The following is a 23,981-nucleotide window of genomic DNA, read 5'->3' as shown; positions in this document are numbered from 1 at the left end:
TCGTCATGAGGCAATTTTAGCGAAAAACGAGAAAGTTCAGTTGAAAAGGGCGGGTATTAGGCTAGATAATCGTTTGCCTACATTTGACCACCCGTTTTGTAAGCGCGGAGCTAAACGTTTGCTTTTTTTGTGACGCCCCTTTCGTCGCAAACGCAGCACAAGGATTTGACGTTTCGCTGGCAGTGGAGTCTCCACCACGCTTACGGACTTTCAATAAAAATTTTCAGGGGATGTTTTCTATGTCTACGCCATCTGCGCGTACCGGCGGTTCACTTGACGCCATGTTTAAAATTTCTGCTCGCGGCAGCACCGTGCGCCAGGAAGTTGTTGCCGGTCTGACGACGTTTCTGGCGATGGTGTACTCCGTCATCGTGGTGCCGGGCATGCTCGGCAAAGCCGGTTTCCCGCCAGCGGCGGTCTTCGTTGCCACCTGCCTGGTTGCGGGTGTGGGTTCGATTGTGATGGGCCTGTGGGCGAACCTGCCGCTGGCGATCGGGTGCGCCATCTCCCTGACCGCGTTTACCGCCTTCAGCCTGGTGCTGGGCCAGCATATCAGCGTCCCGGTAGCGCTCGGCGCGGTGTTCCTGATGGGTGTACTGTTCACCGTGATCTCTGCTACCGGCATCCGTAGCTGGATTTTGCGCAACCTGCCGCAGGGCGTGGCGCACGGCACCGGTATCGGCATCGGCCTGTTCCTGCTGCTGATCGCCGCCAACGGCGTGGGTCTGGTCATCAAGAACCCGCTGGACGGCCTGCCGGTTGCGCTGGGTAACTTCGCGAGCTTCCCGGTAATTATGTCGCTGGTGGGGCTGGCGGTGATCATTGGCCTGGAAAAATTGAAAGTGCCGGGCGGCATTCTGCTGACCATTATCGGCGTGTCCATCGTCGGCCTGATTTTCGACCCGTCCGTTCATTTCTCCGGGATTTTCGCCATGCCGTCGCTGAGCGATGACAACGGTAACTCCCTGATTGGCAGCCTGGATATTGTGGGCGCGCTGAATCCGGTGATCCTGCCAAGCGTGCTGGCGCTGGTAATGACCGCGGTGTTTGACGCCACCGGGACCATCCGCGCGGTGGCCGGTCAGGCTAACCTGCTGGACAAAGACGGCCAGATCATTGACGGCGGCAAAGCGCTGACCACCGACTCTCTGAGCAGCGTTTTCTCTGGTCTGGTGGGTGCAGCGCCAGCGGCAGTGTACATTGAGTCCGCAGCGGGTACGGCGGCAGGCGGCAAAACCGGCCTGACGGCTATTACCGTTGGCGTACTGTTCCTGCTGATCCTGTTCCTCTCTCCGCTCTCTTATCTGGTGCCAGCTTACGCGACCGCACCTGCGCTGATGTACGTCGGCCTGCTGATGCTGAGCAACGTGGCGAAAATCGACTTTGCTGACTTTGTTGATGCCATGTCCGGTCTGATCACCGCGGTCTTTATCGTGCTGACCTGTAACATCGTGACCGGCATTATGATCGGTTTCGCCTCGCTGGTGATTGGGCGTCTGGTCTCCGGTGAGTGGCGCAAGCTGAACATCGGTACCGTTGTCATCGCCGTTGCGCTGGTGGCGTTCTACGCGGGCGGCTGGGCAATTTAAGTTATCCATTGATGCGAAAACGGGTGGCTCAGGCCGCCCGTTTTTATTTTCAGGACTCATCCCGTTGTCTTTTACGTTACTCTGGAGAGGATAGAATAAGAGGCACGACGCCTCAGGTTTGGCTTAAAAAGAAACACAGCAAACAGGGAACGCATGGAAATTTTCTTCACAATACTCATCATGACCCTTGTGGTCTCATTATCCGGGGTGGTTACACGCGTACTGCCCTTCCAGGTCCCCCTGCCTTTAATGCAAATAGCTATCGGCGCGCTGCTGGCGTGGCCGACGTTCGGTCTGCACGTGGAGTTCGATCCGGAACTGTTCCTCGTGCTGTTTATCCCGCCGCTGCTGTTTGCCGATGGCTGGAAAACGCCGACGCGCGAATTTCTTGAGCACGGGCGAGAGATCTTCGGTCTGGCGCTGGCGCTGGTGGTCGTTACCGTGGTCGGGATTGGTTTCCTGATCTACTGGGCCGTACCGGGGATCCCGCTTATACCCGCCTTTGCGCTGGCTGCCGTGCTGTCGCCGACCGACGCCGTGGCGCTGTCCGGCATTGTGGGCGAAGGGCGCATTCCTAAGAAAATCATGGGCATTTTGCAGGGCGAGGCGCTGATGAACGACGCTTCCGGCCTGGTCGCCCTGAAGTTTGCCGTGGCGGTAGCCATGGGCACCATGGTCTTTACCGTCGGCGGTGCAACCCTCGAATTCTTCAAGGTGGCGATTGGCGGTATCCTCGCAGGCTTTGTTGTAAGCTGGCTGTACGGTCGTTCGCTGCGCTTCCTCAGCCGCTGGGGCGGCGATGAACCGGCGACGCAGATCGTCCTGCTGTTCCTGCTGCCGTTCGCCTCTTACCTGATTGCCGAACATATCGGCGTGTCGGGCATTCTGGCGGCGGTAGCCGCGGGGATGACCATCACCCGTTCCGGCGTGATGCGCCGGGCGCCGCTGGCGATGCGTCTGCGCGCGAACAGTACCTGGGCGATGCTCGAGTTTGTCTTTAACGGCATGGTGTTCCTGCTGTTGGGCCTGCAACTGCCGGGCATTATGGAATCTTCGCTGATCGCGGCCGAAGCGGATCCAAACGTTGAAGTCTGGATGCTGTTTACCGATATCGTACTCATCTACCTTTCGCTGATGCTGGTGCGTTTCGGCTGGCTGTGGACGATGAAGAAGTTCAGCGTTCGCTTCCTGACCAAAAAGCCGATGGAGTTCGGCTCCTGGACCACGCGCGAGCTGCTGATTGCCTCTTTCGCGGGCGTTCGCGGGGCGATTACCCTTGCTGGTGTGCTCTCCATTCCTCTGCTTCTGCCGACGGGCGACGTCTTCCCGGCGCGCTACGAGCTGGTGTTCCTGGCGGCGGGCGTGATCCTCTTCTCCCTGTTTGTCGGCGTAATTATGCTGCCGATTCTGCTGCAGCATATTGATGCGGGTGACACCTCGCAGCAGCATAAGGAAGAGCGGATTGCCCGTGCGGCGACGGCGGAAGTGGCGATTGTCGCCATCGAGAAGATGGAGGAGCGTCTGGCCGCCGATGCCGAAGAGAACATTGATAACCAGCTGCTGAAGGAAGTCAGTTCACGCGTGATCGGTAATTTGCGTCGCCGTGCTGACGGACGTAACGACGTGGAAAGTTCGTTGCAGGAAGAGAACCTCGAGCGCCGTTTCCGCCTGGCGGCGCTGCGCTCGGAGCGTGCCGAGCTGTATCACCTGCGCGCGACGCGGCAGATCAGCAACGAGACGCTGCAAAAGCTGCTGCACGATCTGGATCTGCTGGAAGCGTTGTTGATAGAGAATCAGTAGCGCTGTAATTGCCCGGTGGCGCTGCGCTTACCGGGCCTACGTGCTCGATCGGTTCCCTCTCCCTATGGGCTGAGGGTTCCCCACAAATTAATGCGAGCACTGAGCAATCCCCTCGCCCCTCCGGGGAGAGGGTTAGGGTGAGGGGAACATACGGCGGTGGTGGTCATTCCGTTCACTTTATGTTCCTTGCTACTCTGTAACGACATGACCGGTGAACGTGCCAGGGTGGCTCAGTCGCCACCACCCTGGCGACCCGGGCTCCCGGCGGTAAATCGCCGCTTCGCGGTGCCCTCGGCTTATTCCTTCCGGCTTATCGGGTACGGGCGGAGGCAACGTCCCTGTAAAGCCGCCCTCTCGGCGCATCCCTGCGCCTCGCCCCGGCCTGCAGGAAACGCCTCAGCGATTTACAGCCGGACCAGGGCATCGCTGACAGCCCTCAGTCATTTAGAAAGCAACTTTATTGCTTCTGCATAAAAAAATTACTGGGGATCCCTCAGCCCACAGGGAGAGGGTTAGGGTGAGGGTACCCAAAACCCCTCACAGCATTGCAACCACGCCTGTGCGCTGTGCGACAGATACACCCCTTCACGCCAGATCATCCCTAACTGCCAGTGCAGATCGCTCTCCAGCGGGATCCAGCGCAGCGTGTTTTTATCCAGCCGCTCGCAGATCGGCTGCGGCAGAATGGCTATCCCCACGCCCGCCTGTACCATCGCCGCCAGAAAATCCCACTGGCCGCTGCGCACCGCAATGCGCGGCTTTACGTTGTGCTGGTTAAACAGCGCCATCAGCTGGCGGCTTAAGGCGAAATCTTCGTTGTAAATCAGCAGCGGGTGTTCGCCGAGCAGCTCGGGTTTTACTGATTCAATCTTCAGCCAGTCGCCGGAGCGCGGCACCAGCACGCACAGCGGGTGGCTGAACAGCGGCAGCGTCGCCAGGCCGCTCTCTTCTTCCACGGGAAGGGCCGTCATGGCCACGTCAAGTTCACCGTTCATCACCGCCTGCTGCACGGTCAGGCCGCCAAATTCAGAAATTTTTAGCTCAACGCCGGGATAGCGCTGGCGAAACAGGCTAATCGGCCCGGCCATCATCATGCCGACCATCGGCGGAATGCCGAGCCGCAGCAGCCCTTTTGTCAGGTGGTTGATGTCCCCAAGCTCGGCCTCCAGCTGGCGGAACTCCGCCAGAATTGCCAGCCCGCGCTCGAACACCACGCGACCGGTATCGGTCAGCAGCAGCTTGCGCCCGTCGCGGATCAGCAGGGTACAGTTCAGCTCATCTTCGAGGTTTTTCAGCATCTTACTGATGGTAGGCTGGGTTACGAATAACTTCTCCGCTGCGCGGGTAAAACTTTGCTGGCGAACCACCTCGACAAAATAGCGCAGCGTTCTTATGTCCATGATTATTCCTCGAAACTATACCTTCGATGATTTTAATTCATTTCAGTCGATACCGTACGCTCACTATACTGGCGCCTCGTCTCATTTCTGAGGAAAACCCCCATGGCCGTGGCGTTAAGCCGTGTTACGCCTGCCGTTGTTCAACGACTCCAGGTACCGGTTCAGGTACTGCTCTACGCGGGACTGTTTGTTTTTGCTGAATATCTTGTCGACTGGCTGAACCTGCCTTTACCCGCCAACCTGGTGGGAATGGTGCTGATGCTGACGCTGATCCTCTGTCGCGCGTTGCCCCTTAGCTGGGTGCGGGCCGGTGCGCGCTGGCTGCTGGCGGAGATGCTGCTGTTCTTCGTTCCGGCCGTGGTGGCGGTGGTGAATTATGCGCAACTGCTGATGGTCGACGGCTGGCGCATCTTTGCGGTTATCGCCCTGAGCACGCTGATGGTGCTGGGCGCCACCGCCTGGGTGGTGGATAAAGTGTATCGCTTTGAAATCAGCAGGCAGAAGCATGACTAACTTTCAGATAAGCGTGCTATGCCTGATTGCGACAGTCGTCATTTACTTTGCCAACAAGCGCCTGTATCGCCGCTTTCGCACGCTGCCGCTGATGCCGCTGGTCTTTACGCCGATCCTGCTGGTGCTGATGCTGGTCTTCGGCCATATCTCCTGGCAGAACTACATTGGTGAATCCCACTGGCTGCTGTGGCTGCTCGGCCCGGCGACTATCGCCTTTGCGGTGCCGGTGTATGACAACCTGGCAATTATTAAACGCCACTGGATGTCGCTCAGCGCGGGAGTCGTCACCGCGACGGTAGTGGCGGTGTGCAGCTCGGTCTGGCTGGCGCGGCTGTTTACCCTGTCTGATGAAATCCAGCGCAGCCTGGCGGTACGCTCGGTGACCACACCGTTCGCGCTGGCGGCGGCTAAACCGCTCGGCGGACAGCCGGATCTGGTGGCGCTGTTTGTGGTGGTGACCGGCGTGTTCGGCATGGCAGTGGGGGATGTGCTGTTTCTGCGCCTTTCCATTCGCGAAGGGATGGCGAAAGGGGCAGGGTTTGGCGCGGCGTCGCACGGGGCGGGGACGGCACGTTCGTATGAGCTGGGACAGCAGGAAGGCGTTGTTGCAAGCCTGGTGATGATGCTCTCGGGCGTGACAATGGTATTAATCGCGCCGCTGGTAGCGTGGGTGATGTTTTAAGTTCCCCGGCCAGAGTGACCGGGGAGAAAAGGTTTAGTGCGCGCGGCCTTGCTCAACACCCAGGCCGGTTTGCGAGCGGATAAACTGGGCGCGGAATTTCTCACGCTCCAGGTTACCCTCCGGCGAGTTGTCGGTCGCTGAGAAGAACCAGATCCCGATAAACGCCACGGCAATGGAGAACAGCGCCGGGTATTCATACGGGAAGATAGCGCTTTCGTGACCGAGGATCTGCACCCAGATGGTCGGGCCGAGGATCATCAGAATCACCGCCGTCAGCAGCCCCAGCCAGCCGCCAATCATAGCCCCACGGGTGGTCAGTTTTGACCAGTACATGGAGAGCAGAATGATCGGGAAGTTACAGCTTGCCGCAATCGAGAAGGCCAGCCCCACCATAAAGGCGATGTTCTGCTTCTCGAACAAAATCCCCAGCAGGATGGCGACGACGCCCAGCACCAGTACGGTGATTTTGGAGACTTTCAGCTCATCGCGCTCGCTTGCGCCTTTGCGGAAAACGTTGGCGTAGAGATCGTGCGATACCGCAGACGCACCAGCCAACGTCAGCCCGGCAACCACCGCGAGGATGGTGGCGAAGGCCACGGCAGAGATAAAGCCGAGGAACAGGTTACCGCCTACCGCGTCGGCCAGATGCACCGCCGCCATGTTGTTACCGCCGATAAGCGCGCCCGCCGCGTCTTTAAACGCCGGGTTTGCCCCCACCAGCATGATCGCGCCAAAGCCGATGATAAAGGTCAGTATGTAGAAGTAGCCCATAAACCCGGTGGCGTAGAACACGCTTTTACGCGCTTCACGTGCATCAGACACCGTGAAGAAACGCATCAGGATATGCGGCAGGCCAGCGGTACCGAACATCAGGCCGAGACCGAGCGAGAGCGCGGATATCGGATCTTTCACCAGCCCGCCCGGGCTCATGATCGCTTCCCCTTTCGGGTGCACTGACATGGCTTCGGTAAACAGATTATTGAAGCTGAACCCGACGTGCTTCATTACCATAAAGGCCATAAAGCTGGCGCCGAACAGCAGCAGTACCGCTTTGATGATCTGTACCCAGGTGGTGGCCAGCATGCCGCCGAACAGGACGTACATCACCATCAGCACGCCTACCAGCACCACCGCGACGTGGTAGTTCAGACCGAACAGCAGCTCGATCAGTTTGCCCGCGCCGACCATCTGCGCAATCAGGTACAGCGCCACCACCACCAGCGAACCGCAGGCGGAGAGCATGCGGATGGGGCCTTGTTTGAGGCGGTATGAAGCTACGTCTGCAAAGGTGTAGCGGCCAAGGTTACGCAGGCGCTCGGCAATCAGGAACAGAATGATCGGCCAGCCGACGAGGAAGCCGAGGGAGTAGATCAGGCCGTCATACCCCGAGGTATAAACCAGCGCGGAGACCCCGAGGAACGAGGCGGCAGACATAAAGTCTCCCGCAATCGCCAGCCCGTTCTGGAAGCCGGTAATGTTGCCGCCCGCGGTGTAGTAATCGTTACGGGAGCGCACGCGTTTCGATGCCCAGTAGGTGATGTAAAGCGTTAGCACCACGAAAATCAGGAACATGATAATCGCCTGCCAGTTGGTTGGCTGGCGCTGGACCTCGCCGGTAAGGGCATCTGCCGCATGGGCAGCAAAGGGAAGTGTGGCGGCAAGCGCCGTCAGGACTCGCTTCATGATGCTTTTACCTCGCGCAGAACTTCTCTGTTAAGACGATCGAATTCACCGTTCGCACGCCAGACATACACACCTGTCAGCACAAACGAAATAACGATAACGCCAATGCCAATTGGGATGCCGCGCGTAACGCTGGTTCCGGCGTGCAGCGGCGTACCGAGCCACTGCGGCGCAAAGGCGATCAGCAGAATAAAGCCGACGTAAATAACCAGCATGATGATGGAAAGGATAAAGGCAAACCGTTGCCGTTTTTCGACGAGCTCCCTGTAGTGCGCACTATTCTCTATCTGCTGACAAATATCGTTATTCATCACAGAGTCTCCAAAGGTAAGGTTGGTTTGTTTTTATCCCCTCTCCCCTATGGGGAGAGGGTTAGGGTGATGGAAGGAAGGTGCGGTCTGATGCCCTCACCCCGGCCCTCTCCCACGGGGAGAGGGAGAAAACACTAGGAAGGCATTGCGATGGCCTGCTTCTCTTCGAGCAGTTTGTCCACCACGCCAGGATCGGCAAGCGTTGAGGTATCACCGAGGTTGCTGGTGTCGCCTGCTGCGATTTTGCGCAGAATACGGCGCATAATCTTGCCGGAACGGGTTTTCGGCAGTGAGTCGGTCCAGTGCAGCACGTCCGGCGTGGCCAGCGGGCCGATCTCTTTACGCACCCAGTTGCGCACCTCGGTATACAGCTCTGGCGACGGCTCCTCGCCGTGGTTCAGGGTGACGTAGGCGTAGATCGCCTGGCCTTTGATGTTGTGAGGAATGCCGACAACTGCCGCTTCGGCAATCTTCGGATGCGACACCAGCGCAGACTCAATCTCCGCCGTGCCCAGACGGTGGCCGGAAACATTCAGCACATCGTCCACGCGTCCGGTGATCCAGTAATAACCGTCTTCGTCCCGGCGCGCGCCGTCGCCGCTGAAGTACATGTTTTTAAAGGTTGAGAAGTAGGTCTGTTCGAAGCGCTCATGGTCGCCGAACAGGGTACGCGCCTGGCCAGGCCAGGAATCGACGATTACCAGGTTGCCTTCGGTGGCCCCTTCCTGCGGATTGCCTTCGTTGTCCACCAGCGCGGGCTGCACGCCGAAGAACGGACGGGTGGCCGAACCGGCTTTCAACTGCGTGGCGCCCGGCATCGGGGTGATCATGAAGCCGCCGGTTTCAGTCTGCCACCAGGTGTCCATCACCGGGCACTTCTCGTTGCCGATCTTCTTCCAGTACCACTCCCAGGCTTCCGGGTTGATCGGCTCGCCCACGGAACCGAGGATGCGCAGGGAAGAGCGGTCGGTCCCTTCGATGGCTTTATCGCCTTCCGCCATCAGCGCACGGATCGCCGTTGGCGCGGTGTAGAGAATGTTGACCTGATGCTTATCAACCACCTGACACATACGCGCCGGCGTTGGCCAGTTAGGTACGCCTTCAAACATCAACGTCGTTGCGCCGCAGGCCAGCGGGCCGTACAGCAGGTAGCTGTGACCGGTGACCCAGCCCACGTCGGCGGTACACCAGTAGATGTCGCCCGGATGGTAGTCGAAAACGTATTTAAAGGTGGTGGCCGCGTAAACCAGATAGCCGCCGGTGGTATGCAGCACGCCTTTCGGCTTACCGGTGGATCCGGAGGTATAAAGGATAAACAGCGGATCTTCCGCGTTCATCTCTTCCGGCTGATGCTGGTCGCTTGCGTTTTCAATCAGATCGCTCCACCACAGGTCTCGGCCCTCGTGCCAGTCAATGTTGCCGCCCGTGCGTTTGAAGACAATGACGTTATGGATGGATTTCACGTTCGGGTTTTTCAGCGCTTCATCGACGTTTTTCTTCAGCGGAATGCCGCGCCCGGCACGCACGCCCTCGTCAGCGGTGATCACCAGCTTTGAGTTCGAGTCGACGATACGTCCGGCAACCGCCTCCGGCGAGAAGCCACCAAAAATAACGGAGTGGATCGCGCCGATGCGCGCGCAGGCCAGCATAGCCACCGCGGCTTCCGGCACCATCGGCATATAGATCGCCACCACATCGCCTTTTTTAATGCCCTGGGCCAGCAGCACGTTGGCGAAGCGGCAGACGTCGCGATGAAGCTCTTTATATGAGATGTGTTTGCTCTGAGAGGCATCATCGCCTTCCCAGATAATGGCCGTTTCGTTGCCGCGTTCGGCAAGATGGCGGTCCAGGCAGTTCGCCGCCAGGTTCAGCGTGCCGTCTTCATACCATTTAATGGAGACGTTGCCCGGCGCGAAAGAGGTGTTCTTTACCTTCTGATAAGGTTTGATCCAGTCGAGGATGTGGCCCTGTTCACCCCAGAATGCGTCAGGGCTGGAAATGGACTGCTGGTATTTCTCCTGGTACTGCTCCGGGCTTATCAGGCAACGGTCCGCAATGTTTGCGGGAATGTCGTGTTTGTGTATTTGGCTCATGGCTTTTTTTCTCCTTGTAAGATGTTAATAATATGTCGCAAAAACGTTAATAGTAGGGGCTTTACAAGCTTTGTTTAGTATTTGGGCGACAGATCACGCAATGTCTGAAGAGTATGAAAATTGAGCGAATGAAACTTTGAAGGGAAATAATTCATCTGAAGAATTATTCACTTTTTTTTTTGTAAAAGTTTTTTCATAACAATCGGTTATTGATGTGGATTGCTATTAATTACCGTCAATGACGCTTTTTGCAGTGAAATGCCTTGTTCTTTAAGGCTTGCGCAGCATGCCGTGCAAATGATACTCATACGGCGCGTTAAAAAATCCCATAAACCAACGCAACACAATTCATACCCTTTCAGTATGTCTCCATATTCATGCAGTTTTGCTGGTGCGGAGATTTCATTGAGGAAGTCAGTTTCTATGAAAAATTTGAAAGTCAGCCTGGCCTGGCAGATCCTGCTGGCCCTTGTGCTGGGCATCTTGCTGGGCAGTTACCTCCATTACCATAGCGACAGCCGCGAGTGGCTGATTGCGAACCTTCTCTCGCCAGCGGGCGATATCTTTATTCATCTGATCAAGATGATTGTTGTGCCGATTGTGATCTCGACGCTGGTGGTCGGTATTGCCGGGGTAGGTGATGCGAAACAGTTAGGCCGCATCGGCGTTAAAACCATTCTCTATTTCGAAGTGATCACCACGGTTGCCATCATTCTTGGTATCACCCTGGCGAACGTGTTCCAGCCAGGTTCCGGGATTGATATGTCGCAGCTGGCGACGGTGGATATTTCGAAATACCAAAGCACCACCGCCGACGTGCAGAGCCATTCGCATGGGCTGATGGGGACTATCCTCTCGCTGGTGCCGACCAACATTATCGCGTCAATGGCGAAGGGCGAGATGCTGCCGATCATCTTCTTCTCGGTGCTCTTTGGTCTGGGGCTTTCTTCCCTGCCCGCGACGCACCGTGAACCGCTGGTAACGGTGTTCCGCTCTATCTCTGAAACCATGTTCAAAGTCACCCACATGGTGATGCGCTATGCGCCGGTGGGTGTTTTTGCGCTGATCGCCGTAACCGTGGCGAACTTCGGCTTTGCTTCCCTGTGGCCGTTGGCGAAGCTGGTGATTCTGGTGCACTTCGCGATCCTGTTCTTCGCGCTGGTAGTGCTGGGGATTGTGGCGCGCCTGTGCGGGCTGAGCATCTGGATCCTAATCCGCATTCTGAAAGATGAGCTGATTCTGGCGTACTCCACGGCAAGCTCCGAGAGCGTGCTGCCGCGTATCATTGAGAAGATGGAGGCCTACGGTGCACCGGCGTCCATTACCAGCTTCGTTGTACCGACCGGTTACTCCTTCAACCTGGATGGTTCAACGCTGTATCAGAGTATTGCGGCAATCTTTATCGCTCAGCTGTACGGCATTGACCTGTCGCTGTGGCAGGAAATCGTGCTGGTGTTGACCCTGATGGTGACCTCAAAGGGTATCGCAGGCGTGCCGGGCGTCTCCTTCGTGGTGCTGCTGGCGACGCTGGGCAGCGTCGGTATTCCGCTGGAAGGCCTGGCGTTTATCGCCGGTGTGGACCGTATCCTCGACATGGCGCGTACCGCGCTGAACGTGGTGGGTAATGCGCTGGCGGTGCTGGTAATCTCCAAGTGGGAACACAAGTTCGACCGTAAAAAAGCGCTGGCGTATGAACGCGAGGTGCTGGGTCGTTTTGATAAAACGGCTGACCAATGATGTAAAAATGCCGGGTGGCGGCTTCGCCTTATCCGGCCTACATAACCGTAGGCCCGGTAAGCGCAGCGCCACCGGGCAATAATTTACTCCCCGCTCAACGCATCAAACTCTTCACACCCGGTATCAAACCCTTCCGTACAGCTCAGGTTTAACCAGTAAAGCGCTTTCTGTTTATTCGGTGTGATAAAGCCTTTCTCACCCTGCCTGAATAGCATGCCTGCCCAGTACTCCGCATAACCCGTCCGGGACAGAGCCGAACTCCGCTTGAACCACGCCGCAGCCTGCACGTCATCCTGAGGGACTTCAACGCCGTTGGCATAGATCAGCCCCAGCAGCTGTTGCGCGTCTACAGCCGAGTCGCTATCGATGTCTTCGGTCGCCGTTTGCAGCAGTTTAATGGCCTGCGGGTAGTCGGTCTTGCCTGCTTGCGTGTTCACCAGCACCCGCGCCAGCATGATCGCGCCGCGTTTGCTGCCCGCAATGTTTGCCTGTTGGGCCAGAGCTTTGGCCTGTGCGTAGTCGCCCTGCGTAAAGAGGATTTGCGACAGCAGCGCCATGGCGTCGACATTGCCGCCTTTCGCCGCTTTCTCGGCCCACAGCGCGGCCTGCTTGCTGTCGCCGGAGCTGAAGTACGTATCGGCAAGATAATACTGGGCGCGCGCATCACCGGCTTCCGCCTGTTTTCGATACTGGCTGCCGATCTCATCGGCACGGGCAAAGGCGGTTAAAAATAACAACAACAGAAAAATGGCTTTCATGGATTCTTATCATCGGGGTACATGCCGCGCAGTATAATCGCGGTGACAGAAGAAAAAAACGGGTGCGTTAAGACCTCAGCATCCCACAAGCCGGGCGGAACACGCGTTCCGCCCGAAGAGGTTAGCCTGGGTTGCAGGCTAATTTCGCCGCCACCTCCTGATGTTCACTCTTTATTGAAAACTCGCAGAGCTTATCGCGAGTAATAAAGGTAAAGATCACTATCGTCAGGCAAATAATAAAGACGATGCCTAACGTAGTTTTTAATGGCGTCATGCCTTTTACTCCTTGTGAAAAATAGAATAAGAGGCTACTCTCAACCTGTTGGTAGTTGAGGGGTAGCCTCGGGGGTTGTACTGACCCCAAAAAGTTGGACAGTTAAACACGAGGCACATAGGTCTGGGTTCGATATTCAATTGGACTCAGACCTTTTAATTTCAGGCTAATTCTTCTGCTGTTGTAGTAGTCAATATATTCCGTAACAGCATCCTTCAGTTCGCTTATATTACTGAACTCGTCAAGATAAAAACACTCCGACTTTAAGGTTCCAAAGAAACATTCCACGACTGCATTATCCAGACAATTGCCTTTTCTGGACATGCTCTGTGTAATGCCTTGTTCTTTAAGGATGTTTTGATACCTTCTCATACGATACTGCCATCCCTGGTCAGAGTGCAGAATAGGATGCTCGTGAGGCTTAAGCTTTTTGAATGCCTGATCGAGCATATTCTCGACCATGTTCATCACAGGTCTTTCCGACAGGCTGTAAGAAATAACTTCGTTGTTGAAGAGATCTATTACTGGAGACAAATACAGCTTTCGCCCATTGACTGCAAATTCAGTAACGTCGGTAACCCACTTCTCGTTTGGCCGTGTAGCCTTGAAATCCCTTTGGAGAACATTGGGGGCGGTTTGCCCTACCTCTCCTCTGTAGGAGCTGTATCGCTTGACCTTAATCGCTGCCTTAAGCGAGAGGGTTCCCATCAGGCGCTGAACGGCTTTATGGTTAATCCGTTCCCCGTCTCGATGGAGAGACAACGTTACCCTACGGTATCCGTAACGACCTTTATTCTCGTGATAAATCTCACCAATACGCTTTTTAACATCCGCATACTTATCAGGCTTGCTGAGAGCCTTTAGATGGTAATAAAACGTACTGCGCGGTATCTCCGCTGCCTTGAGAAGCTCATCAAGAGGGTAAAACTGCCTTAGCTCGTTGAGTACTTTCACTTTTTCGCGGGATGAGCTAAGGCTTTCAGCTTTTTTAGATACGTAAGCCGCATTTCAAGGAATCGAACTTGTCTTTCAAGATCCTCAATACGTCGGTCTTTCGACAGCTCCAATGCTAACGCCGCTTTTTCTGGATCAACTGACATTGTAATGTTTCTTTTGGTGCCGATCTTGAGTGCGCGTAAACCAGCTTCTCCGTGCTCCTCATAGACTTTCAGCCACTTGGCTACAGAACCACTACCAGCAAGCATAAAGTGAGCAGCAGCCTGATTGAGGGACATCTGCTGCTCGGTCACGGCTTTCACGACCTTAATGCGCAACTCTGGATCAGCACTAACGCCTTTAGGTTTGGGAATTAAACCTTTTTCTCCATGTTTTTCATAGAGGGCAACCCACGTCCTGACCTGGGTTCGAGGCACACCAAAACGTGCAGAGATGATCCTGTAACCATCATCAGTTGTGAAGTAGTGATTCACGACTTCAAGGCGCTTTTCGAAGGGGTATTTTGGCTTTGACATATCAGGGACTATTCCATTTCATCGTCCAACAAAATGGGTGCAGTACAGGTAAATGCAAATTTCCCGGGGCTTTCCACTTTCTGTCCCTCAACAATGCTCAAGACAGAAAGTCTTAAGCACCCGCCGCATATCTTATCCCTCTGAATTAAAATGCAAAGATGTAAATCTATTCTGCGTAAATTACATTATTTCTGCGAGCCGCTTTCCAGAATAATAATTTCTATTTCTTATGAATTAATCGAAAATAAAAAGGGAGTGAATATATCACTCCCTTTATTCAACGATAAATTAACGGCTTCATCCCATTGCGCTTTCACGCAGGCGGGCTTTCAGCTTGTTATATTCGTCGATCACGTACTGTTCCGCTGCGCGCTGATCCGCTATGGGCTCCACGTTTACGGCGCAGTATTTATACTCCGGCGTTTTGGTTATCGGGCTTAAGTTCTCCGTCACCAGCTCGTTACAGGCGCCAATCCACCACTGGTAGGTCATATAGACCGCGCCTTTGTTCGGACGGTCGCTGACCTGCGCGCGGGTAATGATGCGGCCTTTACGCGAGTTCACCCACACCAGCGCTTCATCTTCAATACCGAGCCGTTCGGCATCGGCGGTGTTGATCTGCGCGTAGCCCGGTTCATCCGCCAGCGCCGCCAGCGCGGCGCAGTTGCCGGTCATGGAACGGCAGGAGTAATGGCCCACTTCACGCACGGTGGAGAGCACCATCGGATACTCGTCGGTGAGTTTATCGATCGGCGCGACCCAGTCGCAGGTGAAGAATTGCGCCAGCCCGTTCGGGGTGTCGAATTTTTCTTTAAAGAGGTACGACGTTCCCTGATCCGCCTCTGACTCATCCCGGCATGGCCACTGGATGTAGCCTAGCTCACCCATTTTTTCATAGGTTGCCCCATAAAAGTCCGGGCACAGATGCCGCAACTCGTCCCAGATCTCCTGGGTGTTGTTGTAGTGCATCGGGTAGCCCATGCGGGTGGCGATTTCGCTGATGATCTGCCAGTCCGTTTTCAGATCCCACTTCGGCTCGACAGCCTTGAAGAAGCGCTGGAAGCCGCGGTCTGCCGCCGTATAGACACCTTCATGCTCTCCCCAGGAGGTCGACGGTAAAATCACATCCGCCGCCGCCGCGGTTTTGGTCATAAAGATATCCTGAACAATCACCAGCTCCAGATCCTCAAAGCCCTTACGCACCGCAGACAACTCGGCGTCGGTCTGGAGCGGATCTTCACCCATGATGTAGGCCGCACGCACTTCACCGTGCGCCGCGCGGTGCGGCAGCTCGCTGATGCGATACCCCGTGTGCTCAGGCAGGCTCTCCACGCCCCAGGCCTTCGCGAATTTCTCGCGATTTTCCGGGAATTTGACGTACTGGTAGCCCGGATAGGTGTCCGGCAGCGCGCCCATGTCGCACGCGCCCTGCACGTTATTCTGACCACGTACCGGGTTCACGCCCACATGCGCTTTACCCAGATTGCCGGTCAACATGGCGAGGCTGGTGAGCGAGCGCACGGTTTCCACGCCCTGGTAGAACTGGGTCACGCCCATACCCCACAGAATAGCGGCGGTTTTCGCTCCGGCGTACATCCGCGCCGCCTGGCGGATCTCCTGTGCGCTGACGCCGGTTATCGCCTCTACGGACTCCGGCGTATAGCCTTCGACAATCTTGCGATACTCTTCAAACCCTTCCGTACGGCTTGCGACAAACGCCTGGTCGTAGAGGTTCTCCTCAATAATGACGTGCCCCATTGCATTTAACAGCGCGATGTTCGAGCCGTTTTTCAGTGCGATGTGCATATCGGCAATGCGCGCGGTTTCAATTTTGCGCGGATCGCAGACGATGATTTTCGCCCCGTTCTGTTTGGCGCGAATCACGTGATTCGCGACGATAGGGTGAGAATCCGCCGGGTTATAGCCGAAGATGAACACCAGATCGGTGTTATCTATCTCATTGATGGCATTACTCATTGCGCCGTTACCGACCGACTGGTGCAGACCTGCAACCGATGGGCCGTGTCAGACGCGAGCGCAGCAGTCGACGTTATTGGTACCAATAACGGCGCGCGCGAATTTTTGCATCACATAGTTGGTTTCATTCCCGGTTCCGCGTGAGGAGCCGGTGGTCTGAATCGCATCCGGGCCATACTTGGCCTTGATGGCGCTAAGGCGCGTGGCAACATAATCCAGCGCTTCATTCCAGGAGACGGCTTCCAGCTTGCCGCCGCGCTCGTGGCGGATCATAGGGGTTTTCAGGCGCGGGGTGAGGATTTGGGTATCGTTAATAAAATCCCAGCCGTAGTACCCTTTCAGGCACAGCGTGCCCTGATTGGTTTTACCCTGCGCCGCTTCCGCCCGGACGATTTTGCCGTTATCGACCACCAGGTGGATCTTGCAACCTGAGGCACAATAAGGGCAAACCGTGACGACTTTTTTCATCACTTTGCTCCAGTTAAACAGTTCTTACCTGCCCAATATGCAGCTTCTATGCCATGTTTTTACTATGGGTATTTCCTGACTTTACGACCCTTTGCGGGGCAAAACCCTGACGAAAAACAGCCAATCGTCAAAATTGACGTGTCGAAAGGGCAGGGGATGTGACATGGATTGAATTTCCGTCACGTAAAAAACAATTCGGCTGGAGCCGGCGGCAGAATGGTTCAGACTTAACATAATTCCCTGACGGAAGCATGCGATGAAACCGGCGATTCTGGTGGTTGATGATGATGTCGCAGTCTGCGAACTGCTACAGGATGTGCTCAGCGAGCACGTCTTTACCGTGCTGACGTGTCACACCGGTCAGGAAGCGGTGAACCGTGTCCAGCAGGACTCCGGCATTGCGCTGGTTCTGCTGGACATGATGCTGCCGGATATCAACGGATTACAGGTTTTGCTGCAGATGCAAAAGCGGCGACCGTCGCTACCGGTGGTGATGCTGACGGGGCTGGGAAGTGAATCAGATGTGGTCGTCGGGCTGGAAATGGGCGCTGATGATTACATCGGAAAACCGTTCAATCCGCGCGTGGTGGTCGCCCGCGTTAAGGCGGTGCTGCGTCGTACCGGTGCGCTGGCCGCGGAGCCTGCCGCGCCGCGCGTTGAAGGTATTGCCTTTAACGGCTGGACGCTGGACACCACCCGCTGCGAGCTGAGCGATCCGCAGCGTAATACCGTACCGTTAACCCAGGGTGAATACGGCCTGCTGCTGGCATTAACGCAAAACGCCCGCCGGGTACTGAGCCGTGAACAACTGCTGGAGCTGACCCACAGCGAAAGCGCCGAGGTCTTTGACCGCACTATCGACGTGCTGATCATGCGGCTGCGGCGAAAAATTGAGGTCAATCCGCACCAGCCTCTGCTGATCAAAACCATTCGCGGTCTGGGCTATGTTTTTGCCACGGACGTTTCCCATCATGAGAAAGCCGCCTGACCGTTCTCCTGAATAAACGTCTGAAGTTCGGCCAGCGTTTTCGCGCCGTCAATTGCATTAGCCGCCAGCAGGCTGGCCCGCGCGCAGGCGTGCGCCAGATAAATACTCTCCGTCAGCGGCAGGGATTCATGGCAGCCGTATAAAAAGCCCGCGCAAAACGCGTCGCCCGCGCCGACGCTACCGATAATCTCGTCCTGCGTCAGCTTCCACGACGGAACCCATTGCCCTTTTTCACCCGGCGCTTCACCCCATGCCCCTTCCGGACAGTGGATCACCACCCGCTGTCGCACGCCTGCCGCCAGCAGCTGTGCGGCAGCGTCGGCGATATGGGCCATGTTCAGCGCATCATGGCCGTCGCGGATCTCAAGCCCGCTAAACTCACCGGCTTCCAGCTCGTTAATCACCAGATAATCAAGATGGCGCAGGGCAGGGAGCACCAGCGGCTGATAGCGCGGGTCGCCCTTGCGGGACACCAGATCGAGCGAGGTTTCATACCCCTGATCGTGCATCTGTGCCAGTAACCGGGCGCTGCGGGTGCCAAATTCCTCGTCCGGCATATCCAGGCTGTCGAGCAGCAGCAGATAGCCGAGATGGAAGATCTTCAGCGATCCGTCTAAACGATCGAAGGCGGGAAGATCCAGCAGGCGGTTGGCGCCCGGCGAGTGGAAAAAAGTGCGCTGTCCGCTGGGGTCGGTCATCACCTGCGACATCGACGTTGGGGAGAACGTCGTGCGCTGCACGCGCTGGCGATTGACGTGATACTGGTCGAGCATCGCCAGAATATAGTCTCCGTCGCTGTCTTCCCCAATCAGCCCCACCGCCTGTAACGGCAGGCCGACGTGCATTTTTGCCAGCGTCAGCAGAACGTTGAGCGGCGCACCGCCGGTTGAGCGTTCGCTGTGGGTGATTTCTGCCAGCCAGCCGCGCTCCGGCCACTGTACGATCTGGTGGACGTGATCCACCAGCATATTGCCTGCGGCGACGATCCCTTTGCGTTCCATTAGGCCTGCCCCGCACTGCCGAAGATGCGCATCTGTTCCGCAACCGTATCGGTAATGGCCTCTTCAATGCCCAGCAGCAGCTCGGCAAACTCATCGTAAAGCGATTGTCGGTTCGCCATGCGTTGCTCAACGGCGGCAAGTGCGGCCTGCGACATGCCGGTATAGAAATTGATTTTATGAATACCGAGTTCAATGGCGAGGCGGAAATCAGTGTCGCTTATGCCAGAGCCACCGTGTAAAACCAGCGGCAGGCCCGTCTGCTGGCGAATGGCGTCCAGACGCGGAAAATCAAGCTTCGGCTCGCCCTTGTATTTGCCGTGCGCGTTGCCAATGGCAACCGCCAGTGCATCGATGCCGGTTGAATCAACAAATTCGCGCGCCAGCTGCGGGTCGGTAAAGAAGGCTTCATCCGCATGACCGTACAGCGCGCCACCTTCATCCCCGCCTACCGCGCCCAGCTCCGCCTCTACCGAGACGCCCACCGCGTGGCACATCTTCACCACTTCCCGGGTCTGGCGGATATTTTCCTCATAGCTCAGCGTGGAGCCGTCGAACATCACCGAGCTGAACCCTAAACGCAGGGCGCGCACCACCGCCTCAAAATGCAGTCCGTGGTCGAGGTTAAGCACCACGGGAATATCGTGGCGGGCAGCTTCGAATTTCACCGCTTCCACCAGCGACTCCAGAGACACGTACTTAAAATGCACTTCGGCGATGTTGATGATAAACGGCGAGCGTTCTTGCTTCGCGGCGGCAAACAGCGCGCGCAGGAAATGGGAGTCGAGCACGTTGAACGCGCCCAGGGCGTAGCGGTGTTCCCTGGCGTGGGCCAGACCGTCGGCAAGAGAAATCAATGGCATCATTCACTCCTTATATCCGAAAGAGGGTGTACTCGTTGCACAGCACCAGCACCGCCGGTTCGTCTTCTTCAATGGTGTTGTAGCGGTCAATGGGCTGTAAAAAGTGGTTGTCGTGTTCATCGTCATTGACCGACGACACTTCGCCCACCAGCACGTCACCAAAGCCGCGTTCACCCCAGAAACTGTGGTACAGGCCGGGCGTCAGGCAGATGCTCTCCCCAGGCGTGAGGCGCAGCTGGCTGCCGGGCGCGTGCGTCTGCCGACAGCCGTCTATCGTGACGGTCACGTCGGTGTTTTCGGTCTCTTCATGCGCGCCCGCATTCCATAACTCAATAATCAGATTCCCGCCGCCGCGGTTAATAATGTCCTCCCGCTTGCGCCAGTGAAAATGCATCGGCGTCACCTGGCCGTCGCGGACGTGCATGATTTTTTCGGCATAGCACTTTTCATAGGGCACGCCGTTGGGGGAGCCGTTGCGCAGGGTGAAAAGCGTCAGGCCCTGGGTGGCAAAGCTGTTGCCGCCGAACGCCGTCACGTCCCAGCCGAGCCTGAGATCAAACACCTCCTGCCATGCTGCCTGGTCAAGCTGCTGCCATTTTGTCGGCGGAAAGCTGGCAAAAGGGGGGAGATGCACGTCGTGCATGGAGAAGAACTGCCGTGTGTGGCCGAGGATTTCATTGATGTCGGAGCGTTTCATGGGGACTCCTTACTTTTTTTGCCGCCCCCTCACCCTAACCCTCTCCCCAAAGGGGAGAGGGAACTTGAACACCCTCTCTCCTTTGGGGAGAGGGCCGGGGGTGAGGGGCTTACTTAACCGTCCACCCCTTATACGTGCCGACGTTCTTTTTATCGATCATCGTCACCGGGATCAGCACGGGCTCTTTCGGCGCAGGTTTGCCCTGAAGAATGTCATAGCCGATCTCCACCGCCTTCGCCGCCATCACCTGCGGATCCTGCGCCGGGGTAGCAACAAACAGCGAGTTTTCGCGCTTCAGGGCTTCTTCACCATCCGGGCTGCCATCTACGCCAACGATAAAGAATTCATTGCGTTGCGCCTGTTTAGCCGCCAGATCGGCGCCGATCGCGGTCGGATCGTTAATCGCGAATACGCCGTCGATCTTCGGATTGGCAGCCAGCAGGGAGGTCATGACCTCCAGGCCGCCTTCGCGGCTGCCTTTGGCGTTCTGATTATCCGAGAGCACTTTGATATCCGGGTGGCGCCTGAACTCGGTCTGGCAGCCCTCCACGCGGTTTTGTACCGCAGAAACCGGCGGTCCGTTGATGATCACCACGTTGCCTTTACCTTTCAGGCGGTCGGTAATGTACTTACAGGCCATTTCTCCCGCCTGAGTGTTATCGGAGGTGATGGTCGCATCGGCCCCTTCCGCCGCCACGTCCACCGCCACGACCACGATCCCCGCCTCTTTAGCGCGTTTTACCGCGGGGCCGATCCCTTTGGAATCCGCGGCATTGAGGATGATCATGTCTACTTTCGCCGCAATGAAGTTATCGATCTGCGACACCTGCTGGCCCAGATCGTACCCGCTGGAGACCAGCGTCACCTTGACGTTGTCCCCCGCCAGCTTGCGCGCTTCCAGCTCGGCACCTTTGGTGATCTGCACGAAGAACGGGTTAGCCAGGTCACCCACCGTCACGCCGATGGATTTCAGATCTTTTGCCTGCGCAAACGGGGTTGCGGCCAGCAGCGCGCCAGCACAGAGCGCGGTCACTAAGGGCTTCAATCTCATGCTGTATTCCTCACGTAGGGTATTGTTGTTATGCACTTTGATGGTGTCGGGTACGGTATTTGTCGATCAGCACCGCTATGATGATCACCGCCCCTTTGATCACCAGCTGCCAGAAATAGGAGACGCCCATCAGCGTCATGCCGTTGTTGAGGGTGGCGATGATCAGCGCGCCCACCAGGGTGCCGGTGATCGTGCCGATCCCGCCGACGAAGCTGGTGCCGCCGAGGATCACCGCCGCAATCGCATCCAGCTCGTACCCCGTGCCGAGGTTGCCGTTGGCGCTGTAGAGACGTGAAGCGCTCATCACGCCGCCTAAGCCCGAGAGCAGGCCACTCATGCCGTAGACAAACAGCAGCACCAGCCAGACCTTAATGCCGGTTAAGCGTGCCGCCTGCATGTTGCCACCAACCGCATAGATGTGAACGCCGAGGGTGGTGCGGCGCAGGATGAACCAGCACACCACAATCACCGCCAGGGCGATCACCACCAGCCACGGAATCGGGCCGAGGTAGTTATTGCCGATCCACTCGAAGTTAATGTTGGAGTTAATAACCGTCGTGCCGTCCGCCAGCAGATAGGCCGCGCCGCGCAGCGCCGTATAGGTGCCGAGCGTGACGATAAACGGCGGAAGTCCGGCGAAGGCCACCAGCGCACCGTTGAACAGCCCCAGCACCATACCGAGCATCAGCGCCGCCGGAATGGAGAGCATCGCAAATTCAGGGATAAGCGACACTACCATCGCCGCCACTGCCGTGGTGCCCAGAATCGAGCCCACGGAGAGGTCAATCCCGCCGGTCAGGATGATGAAGGTCATCCCGGCGGCCAGCACAATGTTGATCGACGCCTGCCGGGTAATGTTGAGCAGGTTGCTCTCGGTGAAAAAGTTCGGGGCGATAAAGCCAAATACCGCCACAATCAGGATTAAAATCGGCAAAATGCCGATCGTTTGCATCAGATCGCTCATCAGCATTTTTTTGGCGGAGGCGGATTTCGCCACCTGCTGCGGATGGGTTGGAGTTGTCATAATTACACCGCCTGATGATGTGTGTCGTTTACGCCGGTTGCCAGCGTCATGATGTTTTCCTGAGAGATGTCGCGCCCGTGCAGTTCACCCGCAATGCTGCCTTCCCGCATCACGTACACCCGGTCGCTCATCCCTACTACTTCCGGCAGCTCGCTGGAGATCATCAGTATCGCAACGCCTTTGCGCGCCATCTGGTTCATGATGCGGTAGATCTCGCTTTTTGCGCCGACGTCTACGCCGCGCGTGGGCTCGTCCAGAATCAGAATGCGCGGGCCTATCGCCACCCAGCGGGAGATCAGCAGTTTTTGCTGGTTGCCGCCGGAGAGCCCGCCCGCGCGCACCTGTGAATGGGGCACGCGGATATTGAGCAGGGCGATGGCGTCATCGGAAATCGACTGCGCTTTTTTGCGGTTCAGCCAGCCGAAGGTGGCGTCGCGCTCCAGCGTCGCCATGGTGATGTTCTCCTGCGCCGCCAGCTCCAGAAACAGACCTTGCTCCTTGCGGTTCTCGGTAAGAAAACCGATGCCGTTCTCAATGGCCGCGCGCGGGGAGTGGATCACCACCGGTTCGCCGTCCACCTCAATCATGCCGCCGGTGGCTTTGCGCACGCCGAAGATCAGCTGCGCCAGCTCGGAACGCCCGGCCCCGATCAGCCCCGCCAGTCCGACGATTTCACCGGAGCGCACCTGCAAACTACTGGGCTGCACTTTTTTGCCGTCGGTGAGGTGGTGGACGTTAAGACGCGGGCTGCCGAGGGGAATATCGCGCTCTTTGTTAAACAGATCGCTGAGCGGACGGCCCACCATCATGCGCACCAGCTCGGAGGCGTTGAGCCTGTCGCGCGTCAGGCTGCCGACGTATTGCCCGTCGCGCAGCACGCTGACGCGGTCCGAGAGTTCATACACTTCCGCCATCCGGTGGCTGATGTAAATAATCGCCATGCCTTCATCGCGCAGGCGCAAAATCAGTTCGAACAGACGGTGGGTTTCGCGCGAGGAGAGGGCGGCGGTAGGTTCGTCCATCACCAGAATGCGGCTGTTGCGGTGCAGGGCGCGGGCGATCTCCACCTGCTGCTGCTCGGCGATCGTCAGTTTCATGACCAGGTCGGTGGCGCTGAACTGCGCGCCCAGACGGTCAATGACCGCCTGCGCCTGGGCAGCCATCTCTTTGCGCTGGACCAGCCCGCCGCGCGACAGCTCGCTGCCGAGAAAAATGTTTTCCGCCACGGTCAGGTTAGGAGCAAGCTGCATCTCCTGATAAATCAGGGTAATGCCTGCGGCCAGCGCATCCTTCGGCCCTTTGATATGAAACGGCTTACCGTCGATGAGGATGTCGCCGCTGCTGGCGGTATAGGCACCTGCGAGGATCTTCATCAGCGTGCTTTTTCCGGCGCCGTTTTCCCCCATCAGCGCGTGGATCTCACCGGGGAAAACCGTCAAATCCACGCCCTTGAGCGCGTGGAAATTGCCAAAGGTTTTGGCAATGTGGCGCATCTCTAAAACCGGGGTTCTGCTCATGGCGGATCTCCTGTGAATGTCGATATCTGCACTTCATCACAGGCGCGTAAATGCAAAATGTCAGAAGCTGTTCATATTTGTCATAG

General features: G+C 56.9%; 20 protein-coding genes. 6 read left to right on the top strand and 14 right to left on the bottom strand.

Annotated features, from left to right (window positions below):
- The first annotated feature begins 239 nt into the window (after nt 1-239).
- Nucleotides 240-1,589 carry a guanine/hypoxanthine transporter GhxP gene (gene ghxP / locus IPZ49_RS04145; protein WP_022646757.1) on the top strand — a complete coding sequence of 450 codons (1,350 nt, stop codon included), beginning with the start codon at nt 240-242 and terminating at the stop codon, nt 1,587-1,589.
- A gap of 153 nt (nt 1,590-1,742) precedes the next feature.
- Entirely contained in the window at nt 1,743-3,389 is a 1,647-nt protein-coding gene (locus tag IPZ49_RS04140) for a Na+/H+ antiporter (protein WP_022646758.1), read from the top strand.
- A gap of 512 nt (nt 3,390-3,901) precedes the next feature.
- Here IPZ49_RS04140 and IPZ49_RS04135 read toward each other — a convergent pair.
- Nucleotides 3,902-4,789: a LysR family transcriptional regulator gene (locus IPZ49_RS04135; RefSeq protein ID WP_022646759.1), complete on the bottom strand. Its 888-nt coding sequence runs from the start codon at nt 4,787-4,789 to the stop codon at nt 3,902-3,904.
- A gap of 102 nt (nt 4,790-4,891) precedes the next feature.
- On the opposite strand from IPZ49_RS04135, the gene IPZ49_RS04130 reads away from it, so the two are divergent.
- Nucleotides 4,892-5,302: a CidA/LrgA family protein gene (locus IPZ49_RS04130; RefSeq protein WP_022646760.1), complete on the top strand. Its 411-nt coding sequence runs from the start codon at nt 4,892-4,894 to the stop codon at nt 5,300-5,302.
- Nucleotides 5,295-5,984 carry an LrgB family protein gene (locus IPZ49_RS04125; protein WP_022646761.1) on the top strand — a complete coding sequence of 230 codons (690 nt, stop codon included), beginning with the start codon at nt 5,295-5,297 and terminating at the stop codon, nt 5,982-5,984. Before IPZ49_RS04130 ends, IPZ49_RS04125 begins: the two co-directional genes overlap by 8 nt.
- Nucleotides 5,985-6,017: 33 nt before the next feature.
- Here IPZ49_RS04125 and actP read toward each other — a convergent pair whose 3' ends face one another.
- The 3 genes from actP to acs all read right to left on the bottom strand — a co-directional run bounded on the left by actP (nt 6,018) and on the right by acs (nt 10,071).
- Complete coding sequence (actP, locus tag IPZ49_RS04120; protein ID WP_193762834.1) at nt 6,018-7,667, bottom strand: cation/acetate symporter ActP; 1,650 nt, start codon at nt 7,665-7,667, stop codon at nt 6,018-6,020.
- The gene (locus tag IPZ49_RS04115; protein WP_022646763.1) at nt 7,664-7,978 is read right to left on the bottom strand and encodes a DUF485 domain-containing protein; all 315 of its coding nucleotides are present in this window, start codon (nt 7,976-7,978) and stop codon (nt 7,664-7,666) included. The genes actP and IPZ49_RS04115 overlap by 4 nt, the downstream gene beginning before the upstream one ends.
- A 134-nt stretch (nt 7,979-8,112) precedes the next feature.
- A complete protein-coding gene (gene acs / locus IPZ49_RS04110; RefSeq protein WP_023299100.1) occupies nt 8,113-10,071 on the bottom strand; it encodes an acetate--CoA ligase in 1,959 nt (652 codons plus the stop codon).
- Between the two features lie 423 nt (nt 10,072-10,494).
- Between acs and gltP the strand changes: the two genes are divergently transcribed.
- Nucleotides 10,495-11,808 carry a glutamate/aspartate:proton symporter GltP gene (gene gltP, locus IPZ49_RS04105; RefSeq protein WP_022646765.1) on the top strand — a complete coding sequence of 438 codons (1,314 nt, stop codon included), beginning with the start codon at nt 10,495-10,497 and terminating at the stop codon, nt 11,806-11,808.
- A gap of 83 nt (nt 11,809-11,891) precedes the next feature.
- On the opposite strand, the gene IPZ49_RS04100 is transcribed toward gltP, so the two are convergent.
- The 4 genes from IPZ49_RS04100 to fdhF form a co-directional block, all read right to left on the bottom strand.
- Nucleotides 11,892-12,566, bottom strand: coding sequence for a tetratricopeptide repeat protein (locus IPZ49_RS04100; protein ID WP_038415085.1), 675 nt, complete (start codon nt 12,564-12,566; stop codon nt 11,892-11,894).
- Nucleotides 12,567-12,687: 121 nt separating this feature from the next.
- The gene (locus IPZ49_RS04095; RefSeq protein ID WP_046618234.1) at nt 12,688-12,840 is read right to left on the bottom strand and encodes a Hok/Gef family protein; all 153 of its coding nucleotides are present in this window, start codon (nt 12,838-12,840) and stop codon (nt 12,688-12,690) included.
- Nucleotides 12,841-12,942: 102 nt separating this feature from the next.
- Nucleotides 12,943-14,312, bottom strand: a protein-coding gene (locus IPZ49_RS04090; RefSeq protein ID WP_085949440.1) for an IS3-like element ISKpn8 family transposase whose coding sequence is annotated in 2 segments (ribosomal slippage) — nt 12,943-13,832 and nt 13,832-14,312 — 1,371 coding nt in all. Because the reading frame shifts where the segments join, the coding sequence is not laid out codon by codon here.
- A gap of 297 nt (nt 14,313-14,609) precedes the next feature.
- Nucleotides 14,610-16,757 carry a formate dehydrogenase subunit alpha gene (fdhF, locus tag IPZ49_RS04085; RefSeq protein ID WP_080463640.1) on the bottom strand — a complete coding sequence of 716 codons (2,148 nt, stop codon included), beginning with the start codon at nt 16,755-16,757 and terminating at the stop codon, nt 14,610-14,612.
- A gap of 256 nt (nt 16,758-17,013) precedes the next feature.
- On the opposite strand from fdhF, the gene IPZ49_RS04080 reads away from it, so the two are divergent.
- Entirely contained in the window at nt 17,014-17,745 is a 732-nt protein-coding gene (locus tag IPZ49_RS04080) for a response regulator (protein WP_022646769.1), read from the top strand.
- On the opposite strand, the gene IPZ49_RS04075 is transcribed toward IPZ49_RS04080, so the two are convergent.
- The 6 genes from IPZ49_RS04075 to IPZ49_RS04050 form a co-directional block, all read right to left on the bottom strand.
- Nucleotides 17,727-18,746: a carbohydrate kinase family protein gene (locus IPZ49_RS04075; protein WP_023299104.1), complete on the bottom strand. Its 1,020-nt coding sequence runs from the start codon at nt 18,744-18,746 to the stop codon at nt 17,727-17,729. The two genes, IPZ49_RS04080 and IPZ49_RS04075, sit on opposite strands and share 19 nt — an antisense overlap.
- The gene (locus tag IPZ49_RS04070; protein WP_063147144.1) at nt 18,746-19,606 is read right to left on the bottom strand and encodes a ketose 1,6-bisphosphate aldolase; all 861 of its coding nucleotides are present in this window, start codon (nt 19,604-19,606) and stop codon (nt 18,746-18,748) included. Before IPZ49_RS04070 ends, IPZ49_RS04075 begins: the two co-directional genes overlap by 1 nt.
- Before the next feature lie 10 nt (nt 19,607-19,616).
- On the bottom strand, nt 19,617-20,303 hold the full coding sequence (locus tag IPZ49_RS04065) for a D-lyxose/D-mannose family sugar isomerase (protein ID WP_063147143.1): 687 nt from the start codon (nt 20,301-20,303) through the stop codon (nt 19,617-19,619).
- Between the two features lie 109 nt (nt 20,304-20,412).
- Complete coding sequence (locus IPZ49_RS04060) at nt 20,413-21,354, bottom strand: ABC transporter substrate-binding protein (RefSeq protein ID WP_003860240.1); 942 nt, start codon at nt 21,352-21,354, stop codon at nt 20,413-20,415.
- 28 nt (nt 21,355-21,382) lie between these two features.
- Nucleotides 21,383-22,378, bottom strand: coding sequence for a ribose ABC transporter permease (locus IPZ49_RS04055; protein ID WP_003860239.1), 996 nt, complete (start codon nt 22,376-22,378; stop codon nt 21,383-21,385).
- Nucleotides 22,379-22,380: 2 nt separating this feature from the next.
- A complete protein-coding gene (locus tag IPZ49_RS04050; RefSeq protein WP_063147142.1) occupies nt 22,381-23,895 on the bottom strand; it encodes a sugar ABC transporter ATP-binding protein in 1,515 nt (504 codons plus the stop codon).
- Nucleotides 23,896-23,981 lie beyond the last annotated feature (86 nt).

It is taken from the genome of Enterobacter cloacae complex sp. S2 (genome assembly GCF_015159675.1).
GTDB lineage: Bacteria > Pseudomonadota > Gammaproteobacteria > Enterobacterales > Enterobacteriaceae > Enterobacter > Enterobacter intestinihominis.
The sequence above is the reverse complement of the archived record's forward strand: the minus strand, read 5'-3'. Positions and strand labels throughout refer to the sequence as shown.

Excerpts from the sequence above, each read along its gene's own strand:
- ghxP (WP_022646757.1), top strand. The coding sequence starts at position 240 with ATGTCTACGCCATCTGCGCGTACCGGCGGTTCACTTGACGCCATGTTT.
- IPZ49_RS04140 (WP_022646758.1), top strand. The coding sequence starts at position 1,743 with ATGGAAATTTTCTTCACAATACTCATCATGACCCTTGTGGTCTCATTA.
- IPZ49_RS04135 (WP_022646759.1), bottom strand. The coding sequence starts at position 4,789 with ATGGACATAAGAACGCTGCGCTATTTTGTCGAGGTGGTTCGCCAGCAA.
- IPZ49_RS04130 (WP_022646760.1), top strand. The coding sequence starts at position 4,892 with ATGGCCGTGGCGTTAAGCCGTGTTACGCCTGCCGTTGTTCAACGACTC.
- IPZ49_RS04125 (WP_022646761.1), top strand. The coding sequence starts at position 5,295 with ATGACTAACTTTCAGATAAGCGTGCTATGCCTGATTGCGACAGTCGTC.
- actP (WP_193762834.1), bottom strand. The coding sequence starts at position 7,667 with ATGAAGCGAGTCCTGACGGCGCTTGCCGCCACACTTCCCTTTGCTGCC.
- IPZ49_RS04115 (WP_022646763.1), bottom strand. The coding sequence starts at position 7,978 with ATGAATAACGATATTTGTCAGCAGATAGAGAATAGTGCGCACTACAGG.
- acs (WP_023299100.1), bottom strand. The coding sequence starts at position 10,071 with ATGAGCCAAATACACAAACACGACATTCCCGCAAACATTGCGGACCGT.
- gltP (WP_022646765.1), top strand. The coding sequence starts at position 10,495 with ATGAAAAATTTGAAAGTCAGCCTGGCCTGGCAGATCCTGCTGGCCCTT.
- IPZ49_RS04100 (WP_038415085.1), bottom strand. The coding sequence starts at position 12,566 with ATGAAAGCCATTTTTCTGTTGTTGTTATTTTTAACCGCCTTTGCCCGT.
- IPZ49_RS04095 (WP_046618234.1), bottom strand. The coding sequence starts at position 12,840 with ATGACGCCATTAAAAACTACGTTAGGCATCGTCTTTATTATTTGCCTG.
- IPZ49_RS04080 (WP_022646769.1), top strand. The coding sequence starts at position 17,014 with ATGAAACCGGCGATTCTGGTGGTTGATGATGATGTCGCAGTCTGCGAA.
- IPZ49_RS04075 (WP_023299104.1), bottom strand. The coding sequence starts at position 18,746 with ATGGAACGCAAAGGGATCGTCGCCGCAGGCAATATGCTGGTGGATCAC.
- IPZ49_RS04070 (WP_063147144.1), bottom strand. The coding sequence starts at position 19,606 with ATGCCATTGATTTCTCTTGCCGACGGTCTGGCCCACGCCAGGGAACAC.
- IPZ49_RS04065 (WP_063147143.1), bottom strand. The coding sequence starts at position 20,303 with ATGAAACGCTCCGACATCAATGAAATCCTCGGCCACACACGGCAGTTC.
- IPZ49_RS04060 (WP_003860240.1), bottom strand. The coding sequence starts at position 21,354 with ATGAGATTGAAGCCCTTAGTGACCGCGCTCTGTGCTGGCGCGCTGCTG.
- IPZ49_RS04055 (WP_003860239.1), bottom strand. The coding sequence starts at position 22,378 with ATGACAACTCCAACCCATCCGCAGCAGGTGGCGAAATCCGCCTCCGCC.
- IPZ49_RS04050 (WP_063147142.1), bottom strand. The coding sequence starts at position 23,895 with ATGAGCAGAACCCCGGTTTTAGAGATGCGCCACATTGCCAAAACCTTT.